Below are 12,424 nucleotides of genomic sequence, written 5' to 3' on the forward strand. Positions count from 1 at the left end.
CGGCTTTGTCGGCACCGCGGGGGAGACTGGTGGGGTGCCGCTCTACCGTGACCAGGGGATCGTCCTGCGCACCCACAAGCTGGGTGAGGCGGACCGGATCATCACGGTGCTCACCCGCAGCCTCGGCAAGGTCCGCACCGTCGGCAAGGGGGTGCGCCGGACCAAGTCCCGCTTCGGCGCCCGGCTCGAGCCCGGCATGCTCGTCGACCTCCAGTGCTACGAGGGCCGCACCCTCGACACGGTGACCCAGGCCGAGACGCTGGAGTCGTGGGGCGACGTCGTCTCGCGCGACTACGGCGCGTGGACGGCCGCCAACGCGGTCCTGGAGACCTGCGACCGGCTCACCGAGGAGCGTGAGCCGGCGCTCCAGCAGTACCTCCTCGTCACGGGCGCGCTCCGCTCGCTCGCCGGCAAGGAGCACGACCCCAACCTCGTCCTCGACGCCTACCTCCTGCGCGCGCTCGCGATCGCCGGCTGGGCGCCGAGCTTCCACGACTGCGCCAAGTGCGGGTCGGAGGGTCCGCACCGGGCCTTCCACGTCGTCTCCGGTGGGGCCGTCTGCTCCGTATGCCGTCCGCCCGGGTCGTCCGCGCCCGCGCCGGAGACGCTCCGCCTCCTCGCGGCGCTGCTCGCCGGCGACTGGTTCGTCGCGGACGCCTCGGACACCCGGCACCGCCGTGAGGGCAGCGGGATGACGACGGCGTTCCTGCAGTGGCACCTCGAACGCGGGGTGCGCTCGCTCCGTATGGTGGAGCGGTGACGAGCCGCCCCTTCGCCCACCCCAGCGGCGCCCGGCCGCCGGCACTACCCGCAGCCCGGGTCCCCGGTCACGTCGCGATCGTCATGGACGGCAACGGTCGCTGGGCCAACGCGCGCGGGCTGCCGCGCACCCGGGGCCACGAGGCCGGCGAGGCCGCCCTGCTCGACGTCGTCGCCGGGGCCATCGAGGCCGGTGTGACCCACCTGTCCGCCTACGCCTTCTCCACCGAGAACTGGAAGCGCAGCCCCGACGAGGTGCGCTTCCTCATGGGCTTCAACCGCGACGTCATCCGCCGGCGACGCGACCAGCTCCACGAGTGGGGCGTGCGGATGCGCTGGGTGGGGCGGCGGCCCCGCCTGTGGACCTCCGTCATCAAGGAGCTCGAGGTCGCCCAGGAGCTGACCCGGCACAACACCGGGCTCACCCTCTACTTCTGCGTCAACTACGGCGGCCGGGCCGAGCTCGGCGACGCCGCCCGCGCCCTGGCCGAGGACGTCGCCCGCGGCCGCCTCAAGCCGAGGAACGTCGACGACCGCACCCTGGCCCGCTACCTCCCGGAGCCGGACATGCCCGACGTCGACCTCTTCGTGCGCTCCTCGGGGGAGCAGCGGACGAGCAACTTCCTGCTCTGGCAGAGCGCCTACGCGGAGATGGTCTTCCTCGACACCCTCTGGCCGGACTTCGACCGGCGCGACCTGTGGCGAGCCATCGAGATCTACGCCGACCGGGACCGTCGCTACGGCGGGGCGGTCGACCTCGCCGCGTCCGGCGAACCGGTGCCGACGGTCAGCCCGGACCCAGCAGCGCGCTGAGCGGGGCGACCGGGACGACGCCCTCCGCGGCGGCGACGAGGTCGGGGTCGACGCTGACGAGGGCGTCGGCCTGGAGCCGGGCCACCGCGAGGTACTCGGCGTCGCGCAAGGTGGCCCACCCGCGCTCTCGCGCGATCCGCCACGCCGTCATCCGGGACACGCGGTCCCCGAGCAGGCGCATCCTCATCTCGGTCATCCGCTCGTGCGTCGACCTGACGGTCGCCTCGTCGCGCTCACCCCGCAGCACCTGAGCGAGCAGGAGCTCCAGCGCCTGCGAGCGGATCCCGCTGGGGGCGACGAGCTGGTGGTCGGGGTCGACCGTGAGGTCGTGGTCGACGAGGTGCACGAGCGTGGGTGCGTCGATGACGAAGCGGGTCATGCGGGCTCCTCGGGGCGTCGGTCTCGTCGGCGTCGGCGTCGGCGTCGGCGTCGTCAGTGGGAGGTGCAGGTGCCGAACAGCTCGATGGTGTGCGTGACGTCGGAGAAGCCGTGCTGCCGGGCGACCTCGGTGGCCCAGCGCTCGACCGCCGGGCCCTCGACCTCGACGGTGCGCCCGCACTCGCGGCAGACGAGGTGGTGGTGGTGGGAGTCGGTCGAGCACGAGCGGTAGGCGGCTTCTCCGTCGTCGGTGCGCAGCACGTCGACGTCGCCGTCCGCGGCCATCGCCTGGAGGTTGCGGTAGACCGTCGCCAGCCCGACCGAGGCGCCGCGCGCCTGCAGCTTGGAGTGCAGCTCCTGCGCGGAGAGGAACTCCGACGTCGTCGCCATGAGCTCGGCGAGGGCGGCCCGCTGGCGGGTGGGTCGTCGGCCCGCGCCGGACGGCCCGGACGTGCCCGTGTCGGCGGGGTGGGTGATCATCGGGTGGCCTCCTCGGTGTCCGCGCGCTCGTGCTCGTCGTGCTCGTCGTAGTGGTCCCGGTGCGGGGCGTGCCGGTGGCCGTCGTGCAGGTAGTCGACGTGGTCGTGATGGACGACCGCGGGGTGGCCGCACGCCGGGCCGTGCTCGTGCTCGTGGCGCTCGGCGCGTTCGTGGGCGGCGCGTCGGGCGCGGCTCACGGCTGCGGTGACGCCGCCGAGGACGAGGAAGGTGGCGATGGCGAGGAGGACGATCGTCCCGCCCGACGGCGTCTCCGCGTAGAAGGACACGACGACGCCGCTCACGCTGGACAGGACGCCGATGAGCGAGGCCCAGACCAGGCTGCTGCGGAAGCTCCGGGAGACGAGCTGGGCCGAGGCGTTGGGGATGATCATCAGCGCCGTGATGAGCAGGAGACCGACGACCCGCATGGAGACGACGACGGTGACGGCGGTGAGCACCGAGAGGGCGATGTTGTAGCCCATGACCGGCATCCCGGCGGCCCGGGCGTACTCCTCGTCGTTGGCCACGGCGAAGAAGCGGCGGCGCAGCACCCAGGTGACGGTGGCGACGACCACGGCGAGCGCGGCGAAGACGACGATGTCGGCGCGGCTCGTCGTGAGGATGGCGCCGAAGAGGTAGCCCGTGAGGTTGGCGGGCGAGGTCGCGCTGGACTTCGAGATGAGCACCACGCCGAGCGCGATGCCGCCATAGAACATCACCGCCAGCGCCATGTCACCGCTGGTGCGCCCGGTGGCCCGGATGAGCTCGACGGCCACCGCGGCCGCGACGGCGGCGACGAGGGCGGTGAGGACGGGCATCGAGCCGGTGAGGATCCCGACCGCGACACCGGCGAGGGCCACGTGACCGATGCCGTCACCGATGAGGGAGAGGCGTCGCTGGACGAGGAAGCCGCCGACGAGCGGCGCGGCGAGCCCGACGAGCACCGCCGCGACGAGCGCCTGCCGCATGAAGTCGAGGGCCAGCAGGTCACCCATGGTGGACCTCGCGTGGGGGGAGGGGGTCGCCCGCGATCGCGGCCATGCCCGGCGTGCGCGCGCCGGGCCCGTCCGGCGCGTCGTGGTGGTGGTGGCCGTCGCCGACCTCGTGGCCGCGGTGGGTCGCGAGGTAGTCCCGGGGGGTGCCGTCGTAGTCGACGTGGCCTCCGTCCATGCAGACGATCCGGGTGACGACCTCGTGCAGCGCGGCGAGCTCGTGGGTGACGATGAGCATCGACGTGCCCCGCGCGGCGAGCGCGGACAGCACGTCGGCGAGGATCCGCTGGTTGGCCGCGTCGACGCCGGCGGTCGGCTCGTCCATGACGAGCAGGTCGGGGCGGGCGGCCAGGGCCCGGGCGATGAGCACGCGCCGCTGCTGGCCACCGCTCAGCGCGCTGACGTCCTCGCGCTCGCGGTCGCGCAGGCCCACGGCGTCGAGGGCCTCGTCCACCGCGGTGGCGTCGGCGGTACCGGCAGGTCGCCACCACGGACGCCGGGTGAGGCGACCGACCTCGACCACCTCCCGGACGGTGGCCCGCACCGACGCCGAGAGCGAGTGCCGCTGGGGGACGTAGCCGATGCGCGGCCTGTCGCGGAAGCGGGCCAGCGGGGTGCCGAAGAGCAGGACCTCACCGCCGAGGTGGTCCGAGAGGCCGAGCAGGCCCTTGACGAGAGTGGTCTTGCCCGAGCCGTTGGGCCCCAGCAGCGCGATGACCTCGCCGCGGCCCTGCGACAGGCTCACCCCGTCGACGACCCGACGGTCCGCGTACCCGAAGGACGCCGCCCGCAGCGAGATGAGGGGAGTGTCGGTCACCGACACCCCTGCCCCTTCGTCAGGGTCGCGAGGTTGGAGCGCATGACCTCAAGGTAGTTCTTGCCGGCCGATGCGTCGGTCAGCCCCTCGATCGGGTCGAGGACGGCCACCACCGCGCCGGTCTCCCTCGCGATGGTGTCGGTGAGGTCCTTGCTCACGAGGGTCTCGGCGTAGACCGTCGTGACGTCCTTCTCCCGCACGTGCTCGACGATCTCGTTCATCGCCGCGGCGTTCGGCTCCGCGTCGGGGGAGACCCCGGCGATGCCGACCTGGTGCAGGTCGTAGCGGTCCGCCAGGTAGGCGAACGCCGCGTGCCCGGTCACGAGCTCGCGCGTCGTGCAGCTCGCGAGTCCCGCCGAGAACTCGGCGTCGAGTGCCGTCAGCTCCGCGACGAACGCGTCCGCGTTCTCGGCGTATGCCGTCGCGTCACCCGGGTCGGCCAGCGCGAGCCTCTCGGCGATCGCCGTCACGGCGCTGGCGTAGCGCGTGGGGTCGAGCCAGAAGTGGGGGTCGACGCCCTCGCCGGTCCCGCCGCCGTGGTCGTGGCCGTCGTGGTTCGCCTCGATCGACAGGTCGACCACCGTCGAGACGTCGAGCGCGACGTCCTCTTCGACCTGCACGACCGCCTCGTCGACGGCGGGCTGGAAGCCCTTCTCGTAGACGACGACGGCGGAGCGGGAGAGGGTGGCGACGTCCTTGGGGGTCAGCTCGACGTCGTGGGGCTCGGCGCCGGGCTTGGTGAGGCTTGAGACGGTGACGCGGTCACCCCCGACGCGCTCCACGGCATACGCCAGGGGGTAGAAGGCGGCCGTCACGGCGATCGTGTCGGGCTCCGTCGCAGCCTTCCCGCCCTCGGACGCGGCCGAGCCGGCGCCGCAGCCGGCCAGGGCCAGCGCGCAGATCAGGGGGAGGGCGAGACGGGTGCGCTTCATGACAATCATTCTCAAATGAAGTGAGAATGAATGTCAACTCGGCTCAGCGGGGGCTCAGCGGGGGATGGCCTGCGTGATGGTGATCGCCAGGGCCAGCGCGACGACGGCGACGCGCATGAGCCGCTCCTGGGTCGCGAGCCGCGGCCAGCCGAGGACGAGCAGCCAGGCGAGGAAGAGGGTGACGAGGGCGAGCAGCACCCAGCCCCATCCGGGGATGAGGGCGCCGGCGACCATGAGGGCGAGGACGACGAGGAACGGGACGGCGCGGGGGAGAGAGGCGATGGTGCGCAGGAGGGGCGCGCTGGCGCTCTCGAGGGATTCACGAAGGGACGGCACGAGCGAGAAGCCTACGTGGACAAACCGGTGCGGCCACGGTGCGGGGTGGCCAGTAACCTTGCGCCCATGCCCAAGGAGACCTCCACCGTCGATACCGTCGTCAACCTCTGCAAGCGCCGGGGTTTCGTCTTCCCGAGCGGGGAGATCTACGGCGGTACCCGGTCGGCGTGGGACTACGGGCCCCTCGGCGTCGAGCTCAAGGAGAACATCCGGCGCCAGTGGTGGAAGTCCATGGTCATCGCCCGCGACGACGTCGTCGGCCTCGACTCCTCGATCATCCTGCCGCGCGAGACCTGGGTCGCCTCCGGCCACGTGGGCACCTTCACCGACCCGCTCACCGAGTGCCTCAGCTGCCACAAGCGCTTCCGCGTCGACCACATGCAGGAGGCCGTCGCCGACAAGCAGAACAGGCGGGCGGCCGCCGACGCATCCCATGAGCCGGTCGACCCCGACAGTGTTTCCCTGACCGACCTCGCCTGCCCGAACTGCGGGACGCGCGGCCAGTGGACCGAGGCGCGCGAGTTCAACATGATGCTCAAGACCCACCTCGGCGTCATCGAGGACGAGGGCGGCCTGCACTACCTGCGTCCGGAGACCGCCCAGGGCATCTTCGTCAACTTCCTCAACGTCATGCAGACCTCGCGCAAGAAGCCGCCGTTCGGCATCGCCCAGACGGGCAAGAGCTTCCGCAACGAGATCACCCCCGGCAACTTCATCTTCCGGACCCGCGAGTTCGAGCAGATGGAGATGGAGTTCTTCGTCAAGCCCGGCGACGACGAGCAGTGGCACCAGTACTGGATCGACGAGCGCACCCGCTGGTACGTCGACCTCGGCATCGACCCGAACAACCTGCGCCACTTCGAGCACCCGAAGGACAAGCTGAGCCACTACTCGACGCGCACCGTCGACATCGAGTACCGCTTCAACTTCACCGGCAGCGAGTGGGGCGAGCTCGAGGGCATCGCCAACCGCACCGACTTCGACCTCTCGACGCACAGCAAGCACAGCGGCACCGACCTCCTCTTCTTCGACCAGACCTCCGGCGAGAAGTACACGCCCTACGTCATCGAGCCCGCGGCCGGGCTGTCGCGCTCCCTCATGACCTTCCTCGTCGACGCGTACGCCGAGGACGAGGCGCCCAACACCAAGGGTGGCGTCGACAAGCGCGTCGTGCTCCGCCTCGACCGCCGCCTCGCCCCGGTCAAGGCCGCCGTCCTGCCGCTGAGCCGCAACGCCGACCTCTCGCCCAAGGCCCGCGACCTCGCGGCGACGCTGCGCCGGAACTGGAACATCGAGTTCGACGACGCCGGCGCCATCGGCAAGCGCTACCGCCGCCAGGACGAGATCGGCACGCCGTTCTGCATCACCGTGGACTTCGACACCCTCGAGGACCAGGCCGTGACCATCCGCGAGCGCGACACGATGGCGCAGGAGCGGATCGGCCTCGACCAGGTCGAGGGCTACCTCGCCCAGCGCCTCGTCGGCTGCTGACCGCCTCGGACGATGGCGCGTTCCGGTCGTGCGTGGGCGGCGAACCTGAACGGAATGCGCAAGAAGTCGGACGGCGGGGACCGGAATGCGCAATGAGTCGGATGACGGGATGAGCGGCGAAGTCGAGGACGCCGTCGACGAGGCCGTCGAGGACGCCGTCGACGAGGCCGTCGCCGCTGCCGCGGCGGCCCTGTATGCCGTCCCGCAGACGGAGTTCATCCCCACCCGCAAGGCGTTGGCCGCGACCGCGAAGTCGTCGGCGGGCCCCGCGGCCGCCAAGGCCGTCCTCGCGCTGCGCAAGCCGACGCTCACGGCGTGGGCGATGAACCTCGTGCCGCGCGCTGGCGACGGCTCGCTCGCGGACGTGCTCGGGCTCGGCGCCCGCATGCGCGCGGCCCAGTCGACGCTCGACACCGCGACGCTGACCTCGGTGCGCGGCGAGCGGGACGCGACCCTCACGGCATACGTCGAGGCGGTGGCCACGGCCGCGGAGGCGGAGGGGGTCGAGCTGTCGCCGGCCGCTCGCGAGGAGGTGCGGGCGAGCGCCATCGCGGCGCTCGCCGACGAGACCGCGGCGCGGGCGCTCGCGTCGGGCCAGCTGACGAGGTCGCTGCACTACAGCGGGTTCGGCGAGGTGGACCTCTCGGGCGCGGTGGGGGTCACGAGCTCGGGCTCGATCATCTCGGTCCTTCGAGGCGGCGCTCGGTCGTCCCGTGTGCCCGCGGAGCCCGCCGAGGCGGAGCGGGAGAGTGCTGCGTCCGAGGACGCGAACGAGGACGACGACGAGCTCACCGAGGAGGAGCTGGCCGCAGCCGTCGCGGAGGCGAGGGCCGCCAAGGCGGCAGCGAAGGCGCGGCGCCTGGCGCAGGCCGAGCTCGAGGCCGCGCAGGCCGGGATGTCCGAGGCACAGGCCGGACTGCGGGCCGCCGAGGACGCCGCGAGGCGGGCACGCCAGGCCGTCATCGCCGCCCAGAAGCGCCTCGACTCGGCCCGCGCCGCCGTCGCCGGCCCCGGCCGCTGACCGTCGGTCGACAGCCGGACGCTCCGTAGGATGGCGCCCATGGATCGCCCTCGAAGTCCCATCCGGAGCCGGTCTGCGCGCCCTGCCAGGAGGCTCCGGTGAACCAGGACACCGCCCTCGCCTTCGGCCTCGTGCTGCTGTTCGTCCTCGTCGGGGGGGTGTTCGCCGCCACCGAGATGGCACTGGTCTCCCTGCGCGAGACGCAGCTCGGGGCGATGGAACGCAGTGGCGCGCGGGGCGCCAAGGTCGCGAAGCTGGCGCGCGACCCCAACACCTTCCTCGCCGCGGTGCAGATCGGCGTGACCGTCGCCGGTTTCCTGTCGGCGGCCTACGGCGCGACGACGATCGCCCCGGACGTGGCGCCGCTGCTCGAGGGGGCGGGGGTCCCGGAGGGGGCCGCCGAGACCGTCGCCCTCGTCCTCATGACGTTCGTCATCGCCTACCTCTCCCTCGTCCTCGGCGAGCTCGTGCCCAAGCGGCTCGCCCTCCAGCGGGCGGCCCCGATCGCCCTGGCGGTGGCGCCCCCGCTCTCGCACTTCGCGACCGTGATGAAGCCGGTCATCTGGTTCCTCTCCCGCTCGACCAACGCCGTCGTGCGGCTGTTGGGCGCCAACCCCGACGCCTCCGGTGACGAGATGAGCGAGGAGGAGCTGCGCCACCTCGTGGGTCACCACAAGGACCTGGAGGCGGATGAGCGACAGATCCTCCAGGACGTCTTTGCGGCGACCGACCGGAGCCTGCGCGAGGTGATGCGTCCCCGCGGCGAGGTCGACTTCCTCGACACCTCGTCGACGCTGGAGGAGGCGAGGGCCGTCATCCGCCGGACGCCGCACTCCCGCTTCCCCGTGACCCGGCACCACTCCGCCGACGACGTCGTCGGTTTCGTCCACGTGCGCGACCTCCTCTCCGCGGACCCCGACGACACCTCCGGCGCGACGATCGCCCCGCTGGTCCGCGAGATCTCCGTGATGCCGAGCAGCGGTCGCCTGCTGTCCGCGCTCACCCGGATGCGCGAGGGCATGCACATGGCGCTGGTCGTCGACGAGTACGGCGGCACCGACGGCATCGTCACGCTCGAGGACATCGTCGAGGAGCTCGTGGGCGACATCCGGGACGAGTACGATCCCGCCGCGAGCGATCAGGGCCCGCAGGAGCCCACCACGGGGCAGCTGCCCGCTGACGCCACCACCGAGGTCGACGGGGGGATGCACCTGTCCGACTACGCCGAGCTCACCGGCACCGACGTGCCGGTGGAGCGCTACTCGACCGTGGCCGGGCTCGTGCTCGAGCACCTGCAGAACATCCCCGTAGTGGGGGACGGGGTCGTAGTGGACGGGCGTCGCCTCACGGTGCTCGAGATGGACGGTCGCCGGATCGCGCGCGTGCGCGTCTCGGGTGACGCCCACGGCGCGGACCGTCGGCTCCCCACCTGAGGCTCGCCCGGGAATGTGCACCGACCTCCCGTCGTTGAGTAGGTTGAATCATCAACTACTTAGCTGAGGAGTGAGCCAGATGGAGTTCGGCATCTTCACCGTCGGGGACATCACGACGGACCCGACCACCGGCCGTACGCCGACGGAGAACGAGCGCATCAAGGCCACCGTGGCCATCGCGAAGAAGGTGGAGGAGGTCGGGCTCGACGTCTTCGCGACGGGCGAGCACCACAACCCGCCCTTCGCCGCCCCGGCCAACCCCGCGGTGCTGCTCGCCCACGTGGCCGCGCAGACCGAGCGGATCGTCCTGTCCACCTCGACGACGCTCATCACGACGAACGACCCGGTGCGGCTCGCGGAGGACTACGCCTACCTCCAGCACCTCGCCGACGGCCGCGTGGACCTCATCATGGGGCGCGGCAACACCGGGCCGGTCTACCCCTGGTTCGGCAAGGACATCCGTGACGGCATCGACCTCGCGATCGAGAACTACGCGCTGCTGCGCCGCCTCTGGACCGAGGAGTCGGTGACCTGGCAGGGCCGGTTCCGCAGCCCGCTGCAGGGCTTCACGTCGACGCCACGGCCGCTCGACGGCGTGCCGCCCTTCGTCTGGCACGGGTCGATCCGCAGTCCGGAGATCGCGGAGCAGGCCGCCTTCTACGGTGACGGCTTCTTCCACAACCACATCTTCTGGCCGATGTCGCACACCAAGCAGATGGTCAACCTCTACCGCCGCCGCTACCAGCACCACGGTCACGGCAAGCACGACCAGGCCATCGTCGGCCTCGGTGGGCAGGTGTTCATGCGGGCGAACAGCCAGGACGCGGTGCGGGAGTTCCGCCCGTACTTCGACAACGCCCCCGTCTACGGCCACGGCCCCTCGCTCGAGGACTTCGCGCGGGAGACGCCGCTCACCGTGGGCTCGCCCCAGCAGGTCATCGAGCGCTACGGCGCCATGGCCGACCACGTCGGCGACTACCAGCGCCAGCTGTTCCTCATGGACCACGCGGGCCTGCCGCTCAAGACGGTCCTCGAACAGCTCGACATCCTCGGCGGTGAGGTCGTGCCCGAGCTGCGCCGGATCGCCGACGCCCGCCGACCCGCACACGTCCCCGCGACCGCCCTGCGCCACGCCGAGCGCGTCGCCCAGCCCGAGACCGTGGAGGTCTGAGGTGACCCGTCGCATCGTCGCCGTCTCCGCCGGCCTGTCCGAGCCCAGCTCGACGCGCCTGCTCACCGACCGCCTCCTCGAGGCCGCCGACCGCCACGTCACCGCCCACGGCGAGGACGTCGCGGTCGAGGTCGTCGAGCTCCGACCTCTGGCCCGGCTCATCGCCGACCAGATGCTCACCCGGTTTCCCAGCGGTGAGCTCACGTCGGCGATCGAGAAGGTCCTTGCCGCCGACGCCCTCGTCGCCGTCTCACCCGTGTTCTCGGGGTCCTACAGCGGGCTGTTCAAGTCGTTCTTCGACAACCTGGACGTCGGCGCGCTCGACGGCACGCCCGTGCTGATCGGCGCGACCGGGGGGTCGGCGCGGCACTCGCTCATGCTCGAGCACGCGATGCGTCCCCTGTTCTCCTACCTGCACGCGGCGGTCGTCCCGACGGCCGTCATGGCCGCGACGGACGACTTCGGGACGACGGGGCTCGACCGCCGGATCGACCGTGCCGCAGCGGAACTCGTGACGACGATGCTCGTGTCGCCGGGCAGCGCGTCGTCGCGCCAGGGCGGGTTCCTGCCGGCCGAGGCGGAGCAGCGCGAGGCCGGTTTCACCGACCGGTTCGACGAGGTCACCGACTTCAGCGAGCTGCTCCACCGGGCGTCGTCCTGACGCGTGTGGCGCGACTCGCCGGAGCCGAGTTGGCCTCGATGACACATCCCAGCCCGAGTGCTGCTAACGTCATCCTCGTTGCCTTTCTAGTCCACGTCCTACGTGGCCGACACGACCAACTCACCCGCGCCACCAGTTTCGCGTGTGTGACCGGGTCGGAGAATCGGCGGCATGAGTTCTCCACACGGGAGTTCTCGCAACACAGATAGGCAACACCAGTGGCAACCGGCACCGTGAAGTGGTTCAACAGCGAAAAGGGCTTCGGCTTCATCGAGCAGGACGGCGGCGGCGCTGACGTCTTCGTTCACTACTCGGCCATCGAGAGCGGCGGCTACCGCGAGCTCCAGGAAGGCCAGAAGGTCGAGTTCGACGTCACGCAGGGCCCGAAGGGTCCGCAGGCTGAGAAGGTCAAGGGTCTCTGACCTGTAGCACCTTCGAGACTCCGATCTCAGCGAAGGCCCCCCGACCGCAAGGTCGGGGGGCCTTCGCCATGCCCGGGGCGCGTTGCGCGTTCCTTCTCGTGTGCCGCCCGGGTGGGAGAGAGTGTCAGGGTGACCGGTCCGCTGTTCGAGGTCGACGACGAGTTCGCCGACTTCGTGCGGGCGCGCCAGCACCAGCTGCTCCGGGCGGCCTACCTCCTCCGGGGCGACGAGCAGGAGGCCGAGCGCCTCGTGCGCGGCGCGTTCACCACCCTGTCCCTGCGCTGGCGCACCGTCCGGGACGAGGACCTCGATGCCTTCGTCCGGAGGGTCCTCTACCGCGACGCCACGTCCCGGCGGTCGGGGCGACGCGTGCCGCCTGCGGCCCGTGAGACCTCGGCGGGGCAGGCGCCCGGTGGGCTCCTGGCCGCCCTCGCCGAGCTGTCCCCGCGACAGCGTGCCGTCACCGTGCTGCGCCACTTCGAGCAGCGCACCGAGCACGACACCGCGGAGGCGCTCGGCATCTCCGCGCACGCGGTGGCCGCGCAGGAGCGTGCGGCCCGCCAGCGCCTGCACGAGCTGATGCCGCCGCACGGAGGGGACCCCGGCGGTCTCACCACGACGGACCTCGGGCGATGGCTCGACGACGCGTCCGCGCAGGTCGAGGAGCGCGACGTCGTCGAGGCCGCCCGCGAGGCGGCGCGGGCCCACCGCCGGCGAC

15 protein-coding genes are annotated in these 12,424 nt (G+C 71.9%); 9 read left to right on the forward strand and 6 right to left on the reverse strand.

Annotated features, from left to right (window positions below; genetic code table 11):
- The first annotated feature begins 34 nt into the window (after nt 1–34).
- Both recO and N801_RS05355 read left to right on the forward strand, forming a co-directional pair.
- Entirely contained in the window at nt 35–760 is a 726-nt protein-coding gene (gene recO / locus N801_RS05350) for a DNA repair protein RecO (RefSeq protein ID WP_035934095.1), read from the forward strand.
- Complete coding sequence (locus N801_RS05355; protein ID WP_035934102.1) at nt 757–1,572, forward strand: isoprenyl transferase; 816 nt, start codon at nt 757–759, stop codon at nt 1,570–1,572. Before recO ends, N801_RS05355 begins: the two co-directional genes overlap by 4 nt.
- Here the strand turns inward: N801_RS05355 and N801_RS05360 are convergent.
- From N801_RS05360 to N801_RS05385, 6 genes are read right to left on the reverse strand one after another with little or no spacing between them, the layout of a single operon-like run.
- The gene (locus tag N801_RS05360; protein ID WP_035934111.1) at nt 1,547–1,951 is read right to left on the reverse strand and encodes a PIN domain-containing protein; all 405 of its coding nucleotides are present in this window, start codon (nt 1,949–1,951) and stop codon (nt 1,547–1,549) included. The genes N801_RS05355 and N801_RS05360 overlap by 26 nt on opposite strands.
- Nucleotides 1,952–2,004: 53 nt before the next feature.
- Entirely contained in the window at nt 2,005–2,430 is a 426-nt protein-coding gene (locus N801_RS05365; RefSeq protein WP_035934118.1) for a Fur family transcriptional regulator, read from the reverse strand.
- Nucleotides 2,427–3,425, reverse strand: a complete 999-nt coding sequence (locus N801_RS05370) for a metal ABC transporter permease (RefSeq protein ID WP_035934127.1) — start codon at nt 3,423–3,425, stop codon at nt 2,427–2,429. Before N801_RS05370 ends, N801_RS05365 begins: the two co-directional genes overlap by 4 nt.
- Nucleotides 3,418–4,239: a metal ABC transporter ATP-binding protein gene (locus N801_RS05375; protein WP_035934376.1), complete on the reverse strand. Its 822-nt coding sequence runs from the start codon at nt 4,237–4,239 to the stop codon at nt 3,418–3,420. Before N801_RS05375 ends, N801_RS05370 begins: the two co-directional genes overlap by 8 nt.
- Nucleotides 4,236–5,171, reverse strand: coding sequence for a metal ABC transporter substrate-binding protein (locus N801_RS05380; RefSeq protein ID WP_035934137.1), 936 nt, complete (start codon nt 5,169–5,171; stop codon nt 4,236–4,238). The genes N801_RS05375 and N801_RS05380 overlap by 4 nt, the downstream gene beginning before the upstream one ends.
- 54 nt (nt 5,172–5,225) lie before the next feature.
- Entirely contained in the window at nt 5,226–5,507 is a 282-nt protein-coding gene (locus N801_RS05385) for a DUF6703 family protein (protein WP_035934150.1), read from the reverse strand.
- A gap of 66 nt (nt 5,508–5,573) precedes the next feature.
- On the opposite strand from N801_RS05385, the gene N801_RS05390 reads away from it, so the two are divergent.
- From N801_RS05390 to N801_RS05420, 7 genes are all read left to right on the forward strand, one after another.
- Nucleotides 5,574–6,998, forward strand: a complete 1,425-nt coding sequence (locus N801_RS05390) for a glycine--tRNA ligase (RefSeq protein WP_035934160.1) — start codon at nt 5,574–5,576, stop codon at nt 6,996–6,998.
- Between the two features lie 109 nt (nt 6,999–7,107).
- Nucleotides 7,108–8,019, forward strand: coding sequence for a hypothetical protein (locus N801_RS05395; RefSeq protein ID WP_035934171.1), 912 nt, complete (start codon nt 7,108–7,110; stop codon nt 8,017–8,019).
- A 98-nt stretch (nt 8,020–8,117) separates the two neighbouring features.
- Complete coding sequence (locus N801_RS05400) at nt 8,118–9,452, forward strand: hemolysin family protein (protein ID WP_035934181.1); 1,335 nt, start codon at nt 8,118–8,120, stop codon at nt 9,450–9,452.
- 79 nt (nt 9,453–9,531) lie between these two features.
- A complete protein-coding gene (locus tag N801_RS05405; RefSeq protein WP_035934192.1) occupies nt 9,532–10,623 on the forward strand; it encodes a CE1758 family FMN-dependent luciferase-like monooxygenase in 1,092 nt (363 codons plus the stop codon).
- Nucleotide 10,624: 1 nt separating this feature from the next.
- Nucleotides 10,625–11,284 carry an FMN reductase gene (locus N801_RS05410; protein ID WP_035934202.1) on the forward strand — a complete coding sequence of 220 codons (660 nt, stop codon included), beginning with the start codon at nt 10,625–10,627 and terminating at the stop codon, nt 11,282–11,284.
- A gap of 218 nt (nt 11,285–11,502) precedes the next feature.
- Entirely contained in the window at nt 11,503–11,706 is a 204-nt protein-coding gene (locus N801_RS05415) for a cold-shock protein (RefSeq protein WP_035934215.1), read from the forward strand.
- Between the two features lie 129 nt (nt 11,707–11,835).
- Nucleotides 11,836–12,424 (forward strand): sigma factor-like helix-turn-helix DNA-binding protein (locus N801_RS05420; RefSeq protein WP_052112630.1); only part of this gene is annotated, 589 nt, incomplete at its 3' end.

Source organism: Knoellia aerolata DSM 18566, assembly GCF_000768695.1.
GTDB lineage: Bacteria > Actinomycetota > Actinomycetes > Actinomycetales > Dermatophilaceae > Knoellia > Knoellia aerolata.

Coding starts and splice junctions, on each gene's coding strand:
- N801_RS05360 (WP_035934111.1), bottom strand. CDS start 1,951: ATGACCCGCTTCGTCATCGACGCACCCACGCTCGTGCACCTCGTCGAC.
- N801_RS05365 (WP_035934118.1), bottom strand. CDS start 2,430: ATGATCACCCACCCCGCCGACACGGGCACGTCCGGGCCGTCCGGCGCG.
- N801_RS05370 (WP_035934127.1), bottom strand. CDS start 3,425: ATGGGTGACCTGCTGGCCCTCGACTTCATGCGGCAGGCGCTCGTCGCG.
- N801_RS05380 (WP_035934137.1), bottom strand. CDS start 5,171: ATGAAGCGCACCCGTCTCGCCCTCCCCCTGATCTGCGCGCTGGCCCTG.
- N801_RS05390 (WP_035934160.1), top strand. CDS start 5,574: ATGCCCAAGGAGACCTCCACCGTCGATACCGTCGTCAACCTCTGCAAG.
- N801_RS05395 (WP_035934171.1), top strand. CDS start 7,108: ATGAGCGGCGAAGTCGAGGACGCCGTCGACGAGGCCGTCGAGGACGCC.
- N801_RS05405 (WP_035934192.1), top strand. CDS start 9,532: ATGGAGTTCGGCATCTTCACCGTCGGGGACATCACGACGGACCCGACC.